Below are 15,929 nucleotides of genomic sequence, written 5' to 3'. Positions count from 1 at the left end.
CAGGAGCACAGCATGGGCGCACCCGACCTCAGCGTACTGACTTCGACTACCGTCGCGCACCACATCAACGGCCGCCGCGTCGTGTCGACCAGCGGTCGCAGCCAGCCGGTGTTCAACCCGGCGACCGGCGCCGCGGCGCGCGAAGTGGCGCTGGCCTCGGCGGCCGAGGTCGAGGCCGCGGTTGCCGCCGCCAAGGCGGCTTTTCCGGCTTGGGCCGAGACGCCCCCGCTGCGTCGCGCGCGGGTGCTCAACAAGTTCCTCGAGCTGCTCAACCAGCATCGCGACACGCTGGCCGCGCTGATCACCGCCGAGCATGGCAAGGTCTTCACCGACGCCCAGGGCGAGGTCACGCGCGGCATCGAGATCGTCGAGTTCGCCTGTGGCGCGCCGCAACTGCTCAAGACCGACTTCACCGACCAGGTCGGCACCGGCATCGACAACTGGGCGCTGCGCCAGCCGCTCGGCGTGGTGGCCGGCATCACGCCGTTCAACTTCCCGGTGATGGTGCCGATGTGGATGTTCCCGGTGGCGCTCGCCTGCGGCAACTGCTTCGTGCTCAAGCCCAGCGAGCGCGACCCGAGCGCCAGCCTGTTCATCGCCGACCTGCTCAAGCAGGCCGGTCTGCCGGACGGCGTGTTCAACGTGGTGCAGGGCGACAAGCTCGCGGTCGACACGCTGCTGACCCACCCCGACGTCAAGGCCATCAGCTTCGTCGGCTCGACGCCGATCGCCCAGTACATCTACGAGACCGGCGCCAAGCATGGCAAGCGGGTGCAGGCGCTCGGCGGTGCCAAGAACCACATGGTCGTGATGCCCGATGCCGATCTCGAGCAGGCGGTCGACGCGCTGATCGGCGCCGCCTATGGCTCCGCCGGCGAGCGCTGCATGGCGATCTCGGTCGCGGTGCTGGTCGGCGACGTGGCCGACAAGATCGTGCCCAAGCTGGCCGAGCGCGCCCGCGCGCTCAAGGTCAAGAACGGCATGGAACTCGATGCCGAGATGGGGCCGATCGTCACCAGGCAGGCGCTCGAGCGCATCGAGGGCTACATCGCGACCGGCGTCGAGGAAGGCGCGACGCTGGTGGCCGACGGCCGCGGCCTGAAGGTGCCCGGCCACGAGAAGGGCTTCTTCACCGGCGGCACGCTGTTCGATCACGTGACGCCGCAGATGCGCATCTACAAGGAAGAGATCTTCGGCCCGGTGCTGGGCTGCGTGCGGGTGCCCGACTTCGCGAGCGCGGTCGAGCTGGTCAACGCGCACGAGTTCGCCAACGGCGTCGCCTGCTTCACCCGCGACGGTCATGTGGCGCGCGAGTTCAGCCGCCGCATCGAGGTCGGCATGGTCGGCATCAACGTGCCGATCCCGGTGCCGATGGCCTGGCACGGCTTCGGCGGCTGGAAGCGCAGCCTGTTCGGCGACATGCACGCCTACGGCGAGGAGGGCGTGCGCTTCTACACCCGCCAGAAGTCGGTGATGCAGCGCTGGCCCGAGAGCACGCCCAAGGGCGCCGAGTTCGTGATGCCGACCTCGAAGTAGCGGACCTGCCCGCTGCCTCCGGGCCGCGAGCGCAGCCCGGAGGCGCCGGCCATCAGGCTGGGCGGCGTTGGCCGCTCATTCCTTCGGAATCGTTGCGCTGGCGACCTTCTGCTGTTGCTGGCAGCGCGCATCGGCACGCCAGCCGTCGAGCGATTCGGCGATGTCGCCCATGTACAGCTGGTGGATGCCGCGCGTGATGTACACGTAGTTGCGCAGCGCGTCGACGCTCTGGTCGGCCTTCTCGACCACGCGCTTCTGCACCGTGCTGAGCGGCGTGCACGAGGACGAGGCCTGGTCGGCGGCGAGCACCGGGCCGGCGCCGAAGGCGGCGCACAGGGTCGCGACGGCGAGGTGGCGGAACTTGGCTTCCATGTGAGGCTCCTGTTCGGATCGGCGAAGCGACGACCGGCTTCGCTCGGCGGGTCGAGACCTGATCGACCTGGATTCAGGCTAGGTGATGCCGGCATTCGTTGCCTACGCACTTGAGATGAGAGGCGGGATCGACGGCACCAAAGCCGCCCTGGGCCGATGAATGGGGGCCGTGCGCGGAACGTCGGCACGCCGCGCGCTCGGCAATACTTGGCCCGACGGGGAGACGATGCAATGAACACAGGCAGAAACCGACAGCTGTTGCTGGTCACGGGCGGCAGCCGTGGCATCGGCGCCGCCACGGTGCGCCTGGCCGCCGGGCGCGGCTGGGCCGTGGCGATCAACTACGCCAGCGCCGCGACCGCGGCCGAGGCCTTAGTGCGCGAGATCGAGGCCGGCGGCGGCGAGGCCGCGGCCTTCCGCGCCGACGTGGCCGACGAGGCCCAGGTGCATGCGCTGTTCGCCGCCGTCGATGCGCGCTTCGGCCACGGCCGGCTGCGCGGCCTGGTCAACAACGCCGGCATCGTCGATGTCGCGGCGCGCATCGAGCAGATGAGCGCCGAGCGTGTGGCACGCATCTTCGCGGTCAACGTCGTCGGCAGCTTTGCCTGCGCGCGCGAGGCGGTGCTGCGCATGAGCACCCGCCACGGCGGCGCCGGCGGCGCGATCGTCAACCTCTCCTCGCGTGCCGCCGAGCGCGGCTCGGCCGGCATCTACGCCGACTACGCAGCCAGCAAGGCCGCGATCGATCGCTTCACCGTCGACCTCGCGCTCGAGGTCGCCGCCGAGGGCGTGCGCGTCAACGGGGTGCGCCCCGGCATCATCGACACCGAGATCCACGCGGCGGCCGGCCTGGCCGATCGCGTGCGCGAGATGTCGCCAACGCTGCCGATGCAACGCGCCGGCACGGCCGAGGAGGTGGCGCAGGCCATCCTCTGGCTGCTGTCCGACGAGGCCAGCTACGTGACGGGAGCGATGCTCGACGTGGCCGGCGGTCGCTGAGCCCCCTAGGTCGCGACCAAGGACGCGCCCTGCAAGCGGCGCCATGGGGCCGCTTGCTCCCCCGATCGCGGCATCGCCGCCGCGCATTGGTCGCGCGATGCTCGGTGGGCGCAGAACGATCGGCGCCGGCGCCGATCGAATGCCCAACGGAGGCCTGTCATGTCGAGGCGACGGTCATGTCGGCGGCGAGCGGTTCTGGCGGACGGCGTCCGCCGCGCGGGCGGGTCGCTCGCGCTGTTGCTGGCGAGCGTCGGCGATCCGCTGCTCGCCACCGAACTGGAAGCACGCACCGAATCGCCGCCACAACTGAGTTTCGCGATGGAGCTCAACCAGGCGCTTCCGGCCGCCTCACCGCCGGTCCCCGGGGTGGGCACGACCAGCACCGACATCAGCTACCGGCTCTGGGCCGACGGTCCGGGCCGCACCGGCATCGGCCTGGGCCTCGACACCCGCAGCGACTGGCACCTCCGGCCCGACGCGCCGCCCGCGCTCGCCGCGCAGCGCTCGACGATGGTGCTGGCGATGCGCTACCGCTTGTCCGGCGACTCGAGCCTGGTGCTCGACGTGCAGCCGCTCGATGCCGCCGGCCTAGCGCGACCCTTCGACGAACTGCGGCCGCGGCTCGGCTTCGAGTTCCGCACGCGTTCCTCCGGCGAGCAGATGCTGCGCCAGCGCATGCTGCGCATGGACCTCGGCTCGGACGCCTACGTCGGGCTGCGCACCTCGCGCAGGGGCGTCTCGCTGGTCTATCGCGCGTCGTTCTGAGCGCCTAGCGGCGTTCGACCACCACCGGCACCAGCGACAGCGCCTCGCGCACCCGCTGCGCCGCGCCCTGCGCCTCGTCGCGCGTGGGGTAGGGCCCGGCCTGGAGGCGGAACAGCGAGGCGTCGGCAAACACCGCCATCAGCGGCGCCAGCCAGTCGAGTTCAGCGCCGACGCGCTGCTGGAAGTTCTCGGCACCGTCGCGTTCGCGGAAGGCGCCCAGCTGCACCCAGTAGCCGCGCGCCGGCACCGTGTAGGCGCGGCCGGGTTCGGCGCTGGTGCCCCCGCGCACGGTGCTGCCGGGCGGCGGTGCGAGAGCCACGGGGGCGGCTTCGGCGTCGCCGGCGCCAAGGGCCGGGGTCGACGCCACGGCCGTGTCGGCCGCGCCCGCGCGCTTCCAGGAGCCGCTGCGGATTTCGTCGTTCGTGATGCGCTCGACCTCCACCGGCGCCACGCCGCGCTGCGCGCCGAGCTTGACGGCCGCCGTGTAGCTCAGGTCGATGACGCGGCCCGGGTGGAACGGGCCGCGGTCGTTGACGCGCACCACCACTTCCTTGCCGTTGGCCGGGTTGCGCACCCGGGCGTAGCTCGGCAGCGGCATGGTCGGATGCGCGGCCGTCATCGCGTACATGTTGTAGACCTCGCCGCTGGCGGTGCGCCGGCCGTGGAACTTGCGGCCGTACCAGCTGGCCAGGCCCTTCTCGCTGATCGGCACGTCGCGCGTCTGCGGCGTGTAGCTGCGGCCGAGCACCTCGTAGGGCTTGTTGGCGCCGCCGGGCTTGATGGTCTCGACGCGCGGCTCGGCATCGGGGGTTGCCGCCAGGTCGGCCGGCGGACTCGAAGGGGCGCCGTCGCCGCCGGACTTGGGCGCCGAGGCGCAGCCGGCCAGCACCAGCAGCGCCAGCAGTGCGGCCGGTGCGAGGAGGCGGTTGAGGAGCGACTTCTGCATCGGGCGCTAACTTACACGAGGCCGGCGCCGGCCTCGGTGCCCAGATGCAAGCGCAGCGCCTCGATCGCATGGCGCACCTTGGCCGGCTGCGCGTCGCGGGTCGGCGTCACCGCGTGCACGCCGTAGTCGGCCAGGCGCCAGCTCGGCAGCACCCGCACCAGGCGCCCGGCCTGCAGGTCCTCGGCGATGTCGGGCAGCACCATCACCGCCAGGCCGAGGCCGGCCAGGCACAGGTGCTGCAGCGCGAGCTGGTTGCTGCTGAGTGCGCGCGGCACCGGGCGCAGCCGCTCGGAGCCCGGCGTGCCGCCGGAGCCCTCGCGCTCGAGTTCGACCGCGTTGACGCCGCCGGCGCGCGGCTGCATCAGCAGCCAATCATGCTGCAGCAGATCGCCCGGCGTCGCTGGCACGCCGCGCCGTGCGAGGTAGGCCGGCGCGGCCACCAGCAGCACCGGCAAGCGGCCGATCAGGCGCGCGACCAGGCTCGAGTCGGCAAAGCTGCCGACCCGCAGCGCCAGATCCACCCGCTGCTCGATCAGGTCGATCGGCGTGTCGTCCACCAGCAGCCGCAGGCTCAAGCCCGGATGGGCGCTCATCAGCGGCGCCAGCGCCGGCGCGATCAGCCGCGCCAGCCCGACCGGCGCCGCCAGCCGCAGCTCGCCCTCTGGTGCGTCGCGCAGCCGCGCCAGCGCCTGTTCGGCGGACTGCGCCGCGGCCACCATCGCCGCGCAGCCCTCGTGAAAACTGGCCCCGGCTTCGGTCAGCGCGAGCCGGCGCGTCGAGCGGTGCAGCAGGCTCACGCCGAGTTCGGTCTCGAGCTGGCGCAACTGCTGGCTGACCGCCGACGGCGTCAGCCCGAGCCCGCGCGCGGCGCCCGTCAGCGAGCCGCGGGCGACCACCTCGGCAAACACCGCCATGCGCCGGTATCGATCCATTCTGAAGTCAGGCTAAACATAGATAGCGATTCAGCCAGTCTAGTCGGACGACTGTGTAGCGTCGATCATTGCTCATCCCAATCCACTGAACGAGACAGCTCATGAAGATCGCCCTGATCGGTGCCACCGGATTCGTCGGCAGCGCCGTGCTCGCCGAAGCCCTGGCTCGCGGCCACGCCGTCACCGCGCTGGCGCGCACGCCGTCCAAGATCGCCGCCCAGCCGGGACTGGCGGTCGTCCAGGCCGACGTGCTCGACGCCAGCCAGGTCGCGCGCGCCGTCGCCGGCCACGACGCCGTGATCAGCGCCTACAACCCGGGCTGGCAGGAGCCCGAGATCTATCGCCTGTTCCTGCAGGGCACCCAGGCCATCGTCGACGGGGTCCGGCAGGCGGGCCTGAAGCGTCTTCTGATCGTCGGTGGCGCCGGCAGCCTGTATGCCGCGCCGGGCCTGCAGATCGTCGACACGCCCGAGTTCCCGGCGCCGTGGAAGCAGGGCGCGCTGGCCGCGCGCGATGCGCTCGTGGCGATCCAGAAGGACGGCACGCTCGACTGGAGCTTCCTGTCGCCGGCCGTGCACGTCGTGCCGGGCGAGCGGCGCGGCAGCTACCGGCTCGGCGCCGACGAGCCGGTGATGCTCGACGGCAAGCCCTCCGACATCTCGGTGGCCGACCTCGCCGTCGCGATCGTCGACGAGATCGAACAGCCGCGCCACATCCGGCGTCGCTTCACCGTAGGCTACTGAGCGCATGGACACGCTGATCTACCTCTACGACCCGCTGTGCGGCTGGTGCTACGGCGCCGGTGCCGCGCTCGCGGGCCTGGAAGGCGAGGAATGGGCCGTGCGCCCGCTGCCGACCGGCCTCTTTGCCGGCGACCCGCGGCGCCGGCTCGACCCGGCGATGGAGGCCCATATCTGGCAGGCCGACCAGCGCATCGCGCACCTTTCCGGCCAGCCCTTCAGCGAGGCCTATCGGGAGCGCGTGCTGCGCAATCCGGCGATGCCCTTCGACTCGGGGCCGGCGACCGCCGCGCTCACTGCCGTTGCCGAACGCGCCCCGAGCCGCGAGCGCGCCGCGCTGGCCGCGATCCAGCGCGCGCGCTGGGTCGACGGGCGCGACATTGCCGATGCCGCGGTGCTGGCCGAGGCGCTGGCCGGCGAGTTCGGCGCTGCTGGTCTTGCCGACGCCGCGCTGGCCGCTCGCTCGCGCGAGCGCATCGCGCGCGGCCAGCGCCTGATGCGCGAGTTCGGTTTTGGCGGCGTGCCGGCGCTGATCGCGCTGCGCGGCGCCGACCCGGCGCTCGACGAGCCGGCACTGGTCGAACGCGCCGTGCGCGACGGCGAGCCGATCGCCGGCAATGCGCTGTTCGACGGCTCCCTCGCCGCCAGCCTCAACGCAGCCCGAGCAGCCTGACCGCGTTGTCCTTCAGGATCGCCTGGTGCACCTCGGGGCGGAAGCCGGCCTCGAGGAAGTCCTTCATCCAGCGCTCCGGCGTGATCAGCGGGTAGTCGCTGCCGAACAGCACGCGGTCCTTGAGCAGCGTGTTGGCGTACTGCACCAGCTGCGGCGGAAAGTACTTCGGGCTCCAGCCCGAGAGGTCGATCCAGACGTTGGGCTTGTGCATCGCCACGCTCAGCGCCTCGTCCTGCCAGGGCCACGAGGGGTGCGCGATGACGATCTGCATGTCGCCGAAGTTCACCGCGACCTCGTCGAGGTGGATCGGGTTGCTGTACTCCAGCCGCAAGCCGCCGCCACAGCGCATGCCCGAGCCGATGCCCGAATGGCCGCTGTGGAACACCGCCGGCAGCCTGTGCTCGTTGATCACCTCGTAGATCGGCCAGGCCATGCGGTCGTAGGGGTGGAAGCCCTGCACCGTGGGGTGGAACTTGAAGCCGCGCACGCCATGCTCCTCGATCAGCCGGCGCGCCTCGCGCGCGCCCATGCGGCCCTTGTGCGGGTCGATCGAGGCAAAGGGGATCAGCACGTCGGGGTGCTTGCGTGCGGCCTCGGCGATCTCCTCGTTGGGGATGCGGCGGCGCCCCATCTGGGCCTCGGCGTCGACGCAGAACATCACCATCGCGATGCGCTGCTCGCGGTAGTGCGCCACGCTCTCCTCGATGGTCGGCCGCCGGTTCGAACGGAAGTACTTGTCGGCGGCGCGGTCGAACTCCTCGCCGTAGTTGTCGAAGGGGTTCCAGCAGGAGACCTCGGCATGGGTGTGCATGTCGATGGCGAGCAGTGCGTCGATGTCCAAGGGTCTCTCCTGTTGCGCTGATTTCATTAAATCATCCAAATGAACGTAGAGGCCATCGGCCACTACTTCACTAAGGGAAAGCCCGGGTGCGAAGTGGCGAATAACACTTAATATCAATAACTAATTCAGCCAGGAGCCCCGCCTTGGAGCCTGCCGACTTCCAACCCGTCAGTGGCCTGCTGGCCAGTCTCGACCTGCTGCGCATCAGTCGCTCCGGCGCCGTGGCGCTGGTGCGCCTGGAGCGCCCGGCCAAGCGCAACGCGATCAACGATGCGCTGGTGCTGCAACTGCAGACCTGCTTCCTCAACCTGCCGGCCGAGGTCGGCGCGGTGGTACTGCATGGCGCCGGCGAGCATTTCTGCGCCGGGCTCGACCTGTCGGAGCTCGGTGAGCGCAGCGTCGCCGAGGGCGTGCTGCACTCGCGCATGTGGCATGCGGCGATGGACCAGATCCAGTTCGGCCGGGTGCCGGTGGTCGCGGCGCTGCATGGCGCGGTGGTCGGCGGCGGCCTCGAGATCGCCGCCAGCGCCCATGTGCGGGTCGCGGAGAGCGGCACCTTCTACGCACTGCCCGAGGGCCAGCGCGGCATCTTCGTCGGCGGTGGCGGCGCGGCGCGCATCCCGCGCCTGGTCGGCGTGGCCTGCATGACCGACATGATGCTGACCGGCCGCTCGCTCGACGCCACCGAGGGCCAGCAGCGCGGCATCTCGAACTATCTGGTCGGCCCCGGCGAGGGCCTGGCCAAGGCGATCGCGCTGGCTACGCGCGTCGCCAGCAACGCGCCGCTGTCGAACTACGCGGTGATGCAGGCGCTGCCGCGCATCGCCGGCATGTCGCAGTCCGACGGCCTGTTCCTTGAGTCGCTGATGGCCGCGATCGCCCAGGGCGACGACGCCGCCAAGCAGCGCGTGCGGGCCTTCCTCGACAAGCGCGCCGACAAGGTCGCGCGCCCCGGCGGGGCAGCTTGAGCATGGAGCCGCGCTACCGCCCGATCAGCATCCGCGGCGTCGACGCGGTGGTGGTCGAGGGTGCTCACGGCGCCGTGCAGCGGCTGCGCTCGACCGACGCGCTGGCTGCGCCACCGACGCGCCTCAGCGACCGCCTCGCGCATTGGGCCTCGGCGGCGCCGGATCGCGTCTTCGCCGCCCGCCGCGACCCGAGTGTTCCCGGCGGTGGCGACTGGATCCGCATCTCCTACGCCCAGATGCTCGATCGCGCCCGGCGCGTGGCCGGCGCGCTGCTGGCGCGCGGCCTCGGCCCCGAGCGGCCGCTGGCGATCCTGTCCGACAACGACCTCGAGCACCTGACGCTGGCGATGGGCGCGATGTGGGCCGGGGTGCCGGTGGTGCCGGTCTCGCCGGCCTACTCGCTGCTGTCGCAGGACTTCGGCAAGCTGCGCCACATCGCTGCCAAGGCCACGCCGGGCCTGGTCTACGCCGCCGGCCCGGCCTTCGCGCGGGCCATCGAGGCGGTGTTCGACGACCGCACCGAGGTGCTGCTCGGCGCTAACGCGCTCGACCACCTGCTGGCCCAGCCGGCCGGTCCTGAGGTCGACGCGGCTCACGCCAGCGTCGGCCCCGACACCATCGTCAAGCTGCTGTTCACCTCCGGCTCGACCCAGTCGCCCAAGGGCGTGGTCAACACCCACCGCATGTTGTGCGCCAACCAGCAGATGCTGGCGCAGAGCTTCGCCTTCCTCGCCGACGACGCCGAAGGTCCGGTGCTGCTCGACTGGCTGCCGTGGAACCACACCTTCGGCGGCAACCACAACCTGAACCTGGTGCTGTTCAACGGCGGCACGCTCTACATCGACGACGGCAAGCCCACGCCTGCCGGCATCGCCACCACGCTGCGCAACCTGCGCGAGATCGCGCCGACGATCTACTTCAACGTGCCCAAGGGCTACGAGGAGATCGTTGCCGCGATGGAGAGCGACGCCGCGCTGCGCGAGCGCCTGTTCAGCCGGGTGCGGGCTTTCTTCTTCGCCGGTGCCGGCCTGTCGCAGGCGGTCTGGGACCGGCTCGACCGGCATGCCGAGGCCACCGTCGGCGAGCGCATCCGCATGCTCTCGAGCCTCGGCATGACCGAGACCGCGCCGGCCTGCACGCTGGCCTGGCGGCCCGACATCAAGGCCGGCCACGTCGGCCTGCCGCTGCCCGGGGTCGAGATCAAGCTGGTGCCCTCCGGCGACAAGCACGAGATCCGCTTTCGCGGTCCGAACCTGATGCCGGGCTACTGGCGCGAGCCCGCGCTCAGCGCGGCCGCCTTCGACGACGAGGGCTTTCTCTGCAGCGGCGATGCCGGCAAGTGGGTCGACCCCGCCGATCCGAGCCGCGGCCTGCTGTTCGATGGTCGCATCGCCGAGGACTTCAAGCTCGGCAGCGGCACCTTCGTCAGCGTCGGCCCGCTGCGCGCGCGAGTCATCGCCGCCGGCGCACCCTGCGTGCAGGACGTGGTCGTCACCGGCCTCAACCGCGACGCGCTCGGCCTGCTGCTGTTCCCGCGCCTCGACGAGTGCCGGCGCCTGGCCGGGCTCGACGCCGGCGCCTCGGCCGAGCAGGTGCTGTCGCACCCGTTGGTGGAGGCTTTCCTCGCTGAACTGCTCGAACGCTTGCGCGCGATGGCCACCGGCGGCGCGACGCGCCCGGCCTGGCTGCACGCGCTGCGCGAGCCGCCGTCGATCGACCGCGGCGAAGTGACCGACAAGGGCTCGATCAACCAGCGCGCGGTGCTTGCCCATCGCGCGGCGCTGGTCGAGGCGCTCTACGACGGTTCGGCACCAAACCGCATCGCACCGCAAGACACGGTTTCCTGACCCACCACCACAACAAAACCGGAGACAGCCGCATGAAGACGATGAAGATCCAACTCCTGTGCGCCGCGATCCTCGCGACGCTGGTCGGCACCGCGCGCGCCGACATCACGATCGGCGTATCGCTGCCGCTCACCGGCCCGGCCTCGGGCCTGGGCATCCCGGCCAAGAACGGCCTGACGCTGTGGCCGGCCACGGTGGCCGGCGAGAAGATCAACCTGATCGTGCTCGACGACGCCACCGATCCCACGCTCGGCGTCAAGAACGCGCGCCGCTTCGTCACCGAGGACAAGGCCGACCTGATCCTCGGCTCGATCGCGACGCCGGTGGCGATCCCGATCGCCGAGGTCGCGGCCGAGGCGCAGACGGTGCAGCTGGCGCTGTCGCCGATCCCGCTGCCGGCGGGCAAGGACCACTGGAGCTTCCGGCTCGCCCATTCGGCTGGCGTGATGGGCCAGGCGATGGTCGAGCACATGAAGAAGCAGGGCGTCAAGACGATCGGCTTCATCGGCTACAACGACGCCTACGGCGAGAGCTGGCTGCGCGACATCACGCCGCTGCTCGACGCGGCCGGCATCAAGATGGTGGCGACGGAGCGCTTTGCGCGCTCCGACACCGGCGTCACCGCGCAGGCGCTCAAGCTCACCGCGGCCAACCCCGACGCGATCCTGGTCGTCGCCTCCGGCAGCGGTGCCGCGATGCCGCAGCTGGCGCTGGCCGAGCGTGGCTACAAGGGCAAGATCTACCAGACCCATGCCGCCGCCACCAAGGACCTGATGCGCATCGGCGGCAAGACGGTCGAGGGCACCTTCGTCTCGGCCGGTCCGGCGATCGTGGCCGAGGCGCTGCCCGACAGCAACCCGTCCAAGAAGCAGGCCATGACCTACGCCGCCGCCTACGACAAGGCCTTCGGCCCCGGCAGCCGCAACCAGTTCGGTGCCCACAGCTTCGATGCCTACCTGCTGCTCGAGGCCGCGGTGCCGGGCGCGCTGAAGAAGGGCAAGCCCGGCACGCCGGCCTTCCGCGCCGCGCTGCGCGACGAGCTCGAGTCGCTCGCGCGGCTGCCGGTCTCGCAGGGCGTGCTCGACTACAAGCCCAACGACCACTGGGGCTTCACGCCCGACACCGGCGTCATGCTGAAGGTCGTGAACGGCGACTGGAAGGTCGAGTAAGAACGCTGCGGGTGAGTCCTCTGCCGGCGCCGCCTGGGCGCCGGCATGATCGTCTCGTTCCTCACACATCCTCCCGACCCGATTCATGGACCTCAGCATCGCGAGCATCCTCGCGCTCGACGGCCTGACCAACGGCGCGATCTACGCGCTGCTGGCCCTGGCCACGGTGCTGGTGTTCACCGTGACGCGGGTGATCTTCATCCCGCAGGGCGAGTTCGTCGCCTTCGGCGCGCTCACCGTCGGCATGTTCCAGCTCGGCCGCCTGCCCGGCACCGTGTGGCTGCTGCTGGCAATGGCGCTGCTGGTGGCGCTGCTCGACCTGCTCGACGGCCTGCGCGCCCGCCAGTTGCCGTCGGCGCTGTTCAGGCAGTTGCTGCGCACGCTGGCGCTGCCGCTGCTGGCCAGTGCCGCCGCCTGGTGGATCGCGCCGCGCAACAGCGGCCTGATCGTGCAGGCGCTGGTCACGCTGGCGCTGGTCACGCCGATGGGCCCGCTGGTCTATCGCCTGGCCTACCAGTCGCTGGCCGGTGCCAGCGTGCTGGTGCTGCTGATCGTCTCGGTCGGCGTGCACTTCGCGCTCACCGGCCTGGCGTTGCTGGCCTTCGGCGCCGAGGGCTTTCGCAACCCGAGCTTCTGGGACGCGCGCTTCTCGCTCGGCCCGCTCACGATCAGCGGCCAGACCTTCATCATCCTGGCCGCGTCGAGCGCGCTGATCGTCAGCCTCTACCTCTTCTTCGAGCGCTCGCTGGCCGGCAAGGCGCTGCGCGCCACCGCGGTCAACCGGCTCGGCGCGCGGTTGATGGGCATCTCCAGCGAAAGCGCCGGCAAGCTCTCGTTCACGATGGCGGCCTTCATCGGCGCGCTCTCGGGCCTGCTGATCGGGCCTTCGACCACGGTGTTCTACGACTCGGGCTTCCTGATCGGCCTCAAGGGCTTCGTCGCCGCGGTCTTCGCCGGGCTGGCCAGCTATCCGCTGGCGGCGGTAGGCGCGATCGGCGTCGGTTTGCTGGAGAGCTTCGGTTCCTTCTGGGCCAGCGCGTGGAAGGAGGTGATCGTCTTCACCTCGATCCTGCCGGTGCTGCTGTGGCGCTCGCTGCGCGATCCGCACTCGGACGAGGAATGAGATGAAGAAGCCCGCCTGGCTCCTTCTTGCGCTGCTCGCCGCGCTGCCACTGCTGCCGGTGCCCGAGTTCTGGATCACGCAGCTCAACTACATCGGGCTGTACTCGATCGTCGTGCTCGGCCTGGTGCTGCTGACCGGCGTCGGCGGGCTCACCTCCTTCGGCCAGGCGGCCTTCGTCGGCATCGGTGCCTACGCCACGGCCTACCTCAGCACCAAGCTCGGCTGGTCGCCGTGGATCAACCTGTGGGTCGGCCTCGCGCTGACGCTGGTGGCAGCGCTGGTGCTGGGCTGGCTCACGCTGCGCATGAGCGGCCACTACCTGCCGCTGGCGACGATCGCCTGGTGCCTGTCGATCAACTACACGATGGCCAACACCGAGGCGCTGGGCAAGTACGACGGCCTGCTCGGCGTGCCGGCGCTCAACTTTTTCGGCATCGACCTCAACCAGGGCCGCAGCATCTACTACCTGATCTGGGCACTGGCGCTGCTCGGCGCCTGGGCGCTGGTCAACCTGCTCGACTCGCGCGCCGGCCGCGCGATCCGCGCCCTCAAGAGCGGCAGCGTGATGGCCGAGGCGATGGGCATCAGCACCTACCGCTACAAGGTCATCATCTTCGTCATCGCGGCGCTCTACGCGGCGGTCTCGGGCTGGCTGTTCGCCCACTTCCAGCGCACCGTGAACCCATCGCCCTTCGGCATCAAGATGGGCATCGAGTACCTGTTCATGGCGGTGGTCGGCGGCGTCGGCCATGTGTGGGGCGCGTTCACCGGCAGCGCGGTCGTCAAGGTGGTCGAGGACCAGCTCCAGGTCTGGCTGCCCAAGCTGATCGGCACCAGCGGCAACTACGAGATCATCGTCTTCGGCATCGCGCTGGTGCTGGCGCTGAAGTACGCACCCGACGGCCTGTGGCCGGGGCTGCGCGGCCTGTTCGCGCGCCTGCTGCCGACGCCGGTGCCGCGCGCCGACTGGCAGGGCGCGCTGGCGCTGCCGGCGCGCGACAAGCCGGCCGCCGGCGAGTTGCTGCTCGAGGCCAAGGCGGTGCGCAAGACCTTCGGCGGCCTGGTTGCCGTCAACGACGTGAGCTTCTCGGTCCACGCTGGCGAGATCATCGGCCTGATCGGCCCCAACGGCGCCGGCAAGAGCACGACCTTCAACCTCGTCTCCGGCGTGCTGGGCCTGAGCGGCGGCGAGGTGCACTTTCGCGGCCAGCGCGTCGACGGCCTGCCCTCGCGCCAGATCGCGCGGCGCGGGCTCTCGCGCACCTTCCAGCATGTCAAGCTGATTCCCGAGATGACGGTGCTCGAGAACGTCGCGATCGGCGGCTACCTGCGCTCCGGCAAGGGCACGCTGAGCGCGATGCTGCGTCGCAACCGGGCCGAGGAGCGCCAGCTCTTTGCCGAGGCCCACAAGCAGCTCGAGCGCATCGGCCTGGCCGATCGCATGTTCGAGCCGGCCGGCAACCTCGCACTCGGCCCGCAGCGCATGGTCGAGATCGCACGCGCGCTGGCCACCGACCCGGCGCTGCTGCTGCTCGACGAGCCGGCCGCCGGCCTGCGCCTCAAGGAGAAGCAGGCGCTGGCCGCGGTGTTGCGCCAGCTGAAGGGCCAGGGCCTGTCGATCCTGCTGGTCGAGCACGACATGGACTTCGTGATGGGCCTGACCGACCGCATCGTCGTGATGGAGTTCGGCACCCGCCTGATGGACGGCACGCCGGCCGAGGTGCAAGCCAGTCCGGCGGTGCGCGCTGCCTATCTCGGCACCGAGCACTAGGCCCGTCATGAGTCAAGAACTCCTCCTCGACGTCAGCGACCTGCATGCCGGCTACGGCAAGGCCGAGGTGCTCAGCGGCCTTGCGCTGAAGGCCGCCGGCGGCAGCGTGGTCACGGTGATCGGCCCCAACGGCGCCGGCAAGAGCACGCTGCTGGCGGCGCTGATGGGCGTGCTGCCGGCGCGCGGTGCGCTGCGCTTCGGCGGCGAGGACATCGGCCGCCTGAGCCTGGAGCAGCGCGTGATGCGCGGCATCGCGCTGGTGCCCGAGAAGCGCGAGCTGTTCGGCTCGATGGCGGTCGAGGACAACCTGGTGCTCGGCGCCTATCGCCAGATGCGGCTGCGCAATCGCGGCTGGCGCGGCGAGCTCGACCGGGTCTACGCGCTGTTCCCGCGCCTGCTCGAACGGCGCACGCAGCTGGCCGGTACGCTCAGCGGCGGCGAGCGCCAGATGCTCGCACTCGGGCGCGCGTTGATGAGCCAGCCGCGCCTGCTGATGCTCGACGAGCCCAGCCTCGGCCTCGCGCCGCTGGTGGTCAAGGAGATCTTCCGCACCATCGAGCAGCTGCGCCAGACCGGCGTGACGATCCTGCTGGTCGAGCAGAACGCGCGCGCCGCGCTGGCGGTGGCCGACCACGGCTACGTGCTCGAGACCGGCGAGGTCGTGCTGCAGGGCCCGGCGCGCGAGCTGGCCGGCGACGCGCGCATCGTCGAGACCTACCTCGGTGCCAGCGGTAGAAGCAATGGCACCACGCAAGACGCCTGAGACGGAAGTCGAGGAGCCCGCGGCGGCAGGGCAGGGCGCCCATGCGCCGCTCGACCAGAGCGCGCTGCGCCATGTGCTCGGCCACCACATCTCGGTCGCCGACGTACCGAGCAAGAAGCTCTACTTCCGTCACATCGGCGAGCCGCTCGGCCTGCGACCGGTGGAGTTCTCGCTGCTGGTGCTGGTGCAGGCCAACCGCGACGTGACGCAGAAGCAGCTTGCCAACGCGCTGGCGCTGTCGCCGCCGAACCTGACGCTGCTGCTCGACAAGCTGGTCGAGCGCGACCTGATCCTGCGCGAGCGCAGCGCGGCCGATCGTCGCGTGCAGCATGTGCGCCTGACGCGCGACGGCGCCGCCACCGCGCGCAAGGCGCTGGCCTCGTCGCACGAGATGGAGCGCGAATGGAGCCGCCAGCTCAGCGAGGCCGAGAAGGCGATGCTGATCGAGCTGCTGCAGAAGGTGGGCCGGCTGCGCCGGGCCTAG

The 15,929-nt window shown here is 70.9% G+C and carries 16 protein-coding genes; 12 read left to right on the top strand and 4 right to left on the bottom strand.

What is annotated here, in order from left to right:
* Window positions 1-12: 12 nt before the first annotated feature.
* Window positions 13-1,536 carry a CoA-acylating methylmalonate-semialdehyde dehydrogenase gene (locus tag EV670_RS07300; RefSeq protein ID WP_130431181.1) on the top strand — a complete coding sequence of 508 codons (1,524 nt, stop codon included), beginning with the start codon at window positions 13-15 and terminating at the stop codon, window positions 1,534-1,536.
* 75 nt (window positions 1,537-1,611) lie between these two features.
* Here EV670_RS07300 and EV670_RS07295 read toward each other — a convergent pair whose 3' ends face one another.
* Window positions 1,612-1,908 carry a hypothetical protein gene (locus EV670_RS07295; RefSeq protein ID WP_130431180.1) on the bottom strand — a complete coding sequence of 99 codons (297 nt, stop codon included), beginning with the start codon at window positions 1,906-1,908 and terminating at the stop codon, window positions 1,612-1,614.
* A gap of 231 nt (window positions 1,909-2,139) precedes the next feature.
* Between EV670_RS07295 and EV670_RS07290 the strand changes: the two genes are divergently transcribed.
* Window positions 2,140-2,907, top strand: a complete 768-nt coding sequence (locus tag EV670_RS07290; RefSeq protein WP_130431179.1) for an SDR family oxidoreductase — start codon at window positions 2,140-2,142, stop codon at window positions 2,905-2,907.
* 237 nt (window positions 2,908-3,144) lie between these two features.
* A complete protein-coding gene (locus EV670_RS07285; RefSeq protein WP_130431178.1) occupies window positions 3,145-3,672 on the top strand; it encodes a hypothetical protein in 528 nt (175 codons plus the stop codon).
* 4 nt (window positions 3,673-3,676) lie between these two features.
* Here the strand turns inward: EV670_RS07285 and EV670_RS07280 are convergent, their stop codons facing one another.
* Together EV670_RS07280 and EV670_RS07275 are read right to left on the bottom strand one after the other, a co-directional pair.
* Window positions 3,677-4,618, bottom strand: coding sequence for a septal ring lytic transglycosylase RlpA family protein (locus EV670_RS07280; protein WP_130431177.1), 942 nt, complete (start codon window positions 4,616-4,618; stop codon window positions 3,677-3,679).
* A gap of 11 nt (window positions 4,619-4,629) precedes the next feature.
* Entirely contained in the window at window positions 4,630-5,550 is a 921-nt protein-coding gene (locus EV670_RS07275; protein WP_130431176.1) for a LysR family transcriptional regulator, read from the bottom strand.
* Between the two features lie 101 nt (window positions 5,551-5,651).
* Between EV670_RS07275 and EV670_RS07270 the strand changes: the two genes are divergently transcribed.
* Both EV670_RS07270 and EV670_RS07265 read left to right on the top strand, forming a co-directional pair.
* The gene (locus tag EV670_RS07270; RefSeq protein WP_130431175.1) at window positions 5,652-6,293 is read left to right on the top strand and encodes an NAD(P)-dependent oxidoreductase; all 642 of its coding nucleotides are present in this window, start codon (window positions 5,652-5,654) and stop codon (window positions 6,291-6,293) included.
* A gap of 4 nt (window positions 6,294-6,297) precedes the next feature.
* Entirely contained in the window at window positions 6,298-6,963 is a 666-nt protein-coding gene (locus tag EV670_RS07265; protein ID WP_130431174.1) for a DsbA family protein, read from the top strand.
* On the opposite strand, the gene EV670_RS07260 is transcribed toward EV670_RS07265, so the two are convergent.
* On the bottom strand, window positions 6,941-7,774 hold the full coding sequence (locus tag EV670_RS07260) for an amidohydrolase family protein (RefSeq protein ID WP_423213574.1): 834 nt from the start codon (window positions 7,772-7,774) through the stop codon (window positions 6,941-6,943). The genes EV670_RS07265 and EV670_RS07260 overlap by 23 nt on opposite strands.
* 173 nt (window positions 7,775-7,947) lie before the next feature.
* On the opposite strand from EV670_RS07260, the gene EV670_RS07255 reads away from it, so the two are divergent.
* The 7 genes from EV670_RS07255 (at window position 7,948) to EV670_RS07225 (ending at window position 15,929) form a co-directional block, all read left to right on the top strand.
* A complete protein-coding gene (locus EV670_RS07255) occupies window positions 7,948-8,772 on the top strand; it encodes a crotonase/enoyl-CoA hydratase family protein (protein ID WP_130431172.1) in 825 nt (274 codons plus the stop codon).
* Between the two features lie 2 nt (window positions 8,773-8,774).
* A complete protein-coding gene (locus EV670_RS07250; RefSeq protein WP_130431689.1) occupies window positions 8,775-10,619 on the top strand; it encodes a feruloyl-CoA synthase in 1,845 nt (614 codons plus the stop codon).
* A gap of 32 nt (window positions 10,620-10,651) precedes the next feature.
* The gene (locus EV670_RS07245) at window positions 10,652-11,788 is read left to right on the top strand and encodes an ABC transporter substrate-binding protein (RefSeq protein ID WP_130431171.1); all 1,137 of its coding nucleotides are present in this window, start codon (window positions 10,652-10,654) and stop codon (window positions 11,786-11,788) included.
* Window positions 11,789-11,873: 85 nt separating this feature from the next.
* Complete coding sequence (locus EV670_RS07240; RefSeq protein ID WP_130431170.1) at window positions 11,874-12,911, top strand: branched-chain amino acid ABC transporter permease; 1,038 nt, start codon at window positions 11,874-11,876, stop codon at window positions 12,909-12,911.
* 1 nt (window position 12,912) lies between these two features.
* On the top strand, window positions 12,913-14,682 hold the full coding sequence (locus EV670_RS07235) for a branched-chain amino acid ABC transporter ATP-binding protein/permease (protein WP_130431169.1): 1,770 nt from the start codon (window positions 12,913-12,915) through the stop codon (window positions 14,680-14,682).
* 7 nt (window positions 14,683-14,689) lie between these two features.
* Window positions 14,690-15,445: an ABC transporter ATP-binding protein gene (locus EV670_RS07230; protein ID WP_130431168.1), complete on the top strand. Its 756-nt coding sequence runs from the start codon at window positions 14,690-14,692 to the stop codon at window positions 15,443-15,445.
* Complete coding sequence (locus EV670_RS07225) at window positions 15,423-15,929, top strand: MarR family winged helix-turn-helix transcriptional regulator (RefSeq protein ID WP_242616870.1); 507 nt, start codon at window positions 15,423-15,425, stop codon at window positions 15,927-15,929. Before EV670_RS07230 ends, EV670_RS07225 begins: the two co-directional genes overlap by 23 nt.

Origin of the sequence: Rivibacter subsaxonicus (genome assembly GCF_004217215.1) — a bacterium.
GTDB lineage: Bacteria > Pseudomonadota > Gammaproteobacteria > Burkholderiales > Burkholderiaceae_C > Rivibacter > Rivibacter subsaxonicus.
The sequence above is the reverse complement of the archived record's forward strand: the minus strand, read 5'-3'. Positions and strand labels throughout refer to the sequence as shown.

Excerpts from the sequence above, each read along its gene's own strand:
- EV670_RS07235 (WP_130431169.1), top strand. The coding sequence starts at position 12,913 with ATGAAGAAGCCCGCCTGGCTCCTTCTTGCGCTGCTCGCCGCGCTGCCA.
- EV670_RS07300 (WP_130431181.1), top strand. The coding sequence starts at position 13 with ATGGGCGCACCCGACCTCAGCGTACTGACTTCGACTACCGTCGCGCAC.
- EV670_RS07290 (WP_130431179.1), top strand. The coding sequence starts at position 2,140 with ATGAACACAGGCAGAAACCGACAGCTGTTGCTGGTCACGGGCGGCAGC.
- EV670_RS07275 (WP_130431176.1), bottom strand. The coding sequence starts at position 5,550 with ATGGATCGATACCGGCGCATGGCGGTGTTTGCCGAGGTGGTCGCCCGC.
- EV670_RS07295 (WP_130431180.1), bottom strand. The coding sequence starts at position 1,908 with ATGGAAGCCAAGTTCCGCCACCTCGCCGTCGCGACCCTGTGCGCCGCC.
- EV670_RS07270 (WP_130431175.1), top strand. The coding sequence starts at position 5,652 with ATGAAGATCGCCCTGATCGGTGCCACCGGATTCGTCGGCAGCGCCGTG.
- EV670_RS07245 (WP_130431171.1), top strand. The coding sequence starts at position 10,652 with ATGAAGACGATGAAGATCCAACTCCTGTGCGCCGCGATCCTCGCGACG.
- EV670_RS07240 (WP_130431170.1), top strand. The coding sequence starts at position 11,874 with ATGGACCTCAGCATCGCGAGCATCCTCGCGCTCGACGGCCTGACCAAC.
- EV670_RS07225 (WP_242616870.1), top strand. The coding sequence starts at position 15,423 with ATGGCACCACGCAAGACGCCTGAGACGGAAGTCGAGGAGCCCGCGGCG.
- EV670_RS07265 (WP_130431174.1), top strand. The coding sequence starts at position 6,298 with ATGGACACGCTGATCTACCTCTACGACCCGCTGTGCGGCTGGTGCTAC.
- EV670_RS07250 (WP_130431689.1), top strand. The coding sequence starts at position 8,775 with ATGGAGCCGCGCTACCGCCCGATCAGCATCCGCGGCGTCGACGCGGTG.
- EV670_RS07260 (WP_423213574.1), bottom strand. The coding sequence starts at position 7,774 with ATGCACACCCATGCCGAGGTCTCCTGCTGGAACCCCTTCGACAACTAC.
- EV670_RS07280 (WP_130431177.1), bottom strand. The coding sequence starts at position 4,618 with ATGCAGAAGTCGCTCCTCAACCGCCTCCTCGCACCGGCCGCACTGCTG.
- EV670_RS07230 (WP_130431168.1), top strand. The coding sequence starts at position 14,690 with ATGAGTCAAGAACTCCTCCTCGACGTCAGCGACCTGCATGCCGGCTAC.